At 46.9% G+C, this 717-nt stretch carries 2 protein-coding genes; both read right to left on the bottom strand.

What is annotated here, in order from left to right:
* A partial coding sequence (locus AAY47_RS18785; protein WP_047771832.1) for a structural protein occupies nt 1–369 on the bottom strand: 369 nt, incomplete at its 3' end.
* Complete coding sequence (locus tag AAY47_RS18780) at nt 366–689, bottom strand: phage holin, lambda family (RefSeq protein ID WP_235443842.1); 324 nt, start codon at nt 687–689, stop codon at nt 366–368. The genes AAY47_RS18780 and AAY47_RS18785, both read right to left, overlap by 4 nt.
* Nucleotides 690–717 lie beyond the last annotated feature (28 nt).

The following is a 717-nucleotide window of genomic DNA, read 5'->3' as shown; positions in this document are numbered from 1 at the left end:
GGAATAAGGTTGCTTGCCGTTCTCGTGCCGGATGATGGACTTAGCCAGCGCAATCAATGTGGGTTTATTGATGTCCAAAACCTGATTTGGGTCTACATTCAGTGCCTTAGCAACACCCTTGATATAGGCTGAGGTGTTATTCTCGTTATTTGGTGCATAGCGATTAATCATCTTGGCCACACTCTGATAACCGTTCTTGTGGTAATTGGTCAGCAACTTCATGAGTGCCCGGATACCATATTCCGGTGATTCAAACAGACAGAACCGAGGATTTTTTACCCCTGTTTCGATTCCAATTTGACCCTGCCACTTATTAGCGGGATTGTGGTCAATATTGCCCGGGTTGTTATTGCGAATGCCTCTGCTCACTGTTTACCCCCCAGCCGTTTATTGATGGCACGAATAGCAAACTCGCGTATTTTCTCAACGCCAATAAATCCAACAGCGCCACCGATAGCGGGTGCAAAACTGATAGGAATGCCAAACATCTCTAGCCCACTGGATACGCTCCATGACAAAGCACCACAGAGCAGCGCCTCTACCCAGCGGTTCTTCCGTTCCACGCCGTCGTAAATCAGGCGTCCGTAACAAATTACGATAGCTAAAGCAGAGCCGGATATCTGTGGCCATGAGTTTTTTAGGCCATTTAACAGATCAGCCCATAAATCAGGATTTTCTTTCATCTTCATATTCCACCCCATTTGAACAATGGGCGTC

This window comes from Xenorhabdus griffiniae (assembly GCF_001028135.1).
GTDB classification, from domain to species: domain Bacteria; phylum Pseudomonadota; class Gammaproteobacteria; order Enterobacterales; family Enterobacteriaceae; genus Xenorhabdus; species Xenorhabdus bakwenae.
Note: the sequence above shows the minus strand (reverse complement) of the source record. Positions and strands in the feature narration are given on the sequence as shown.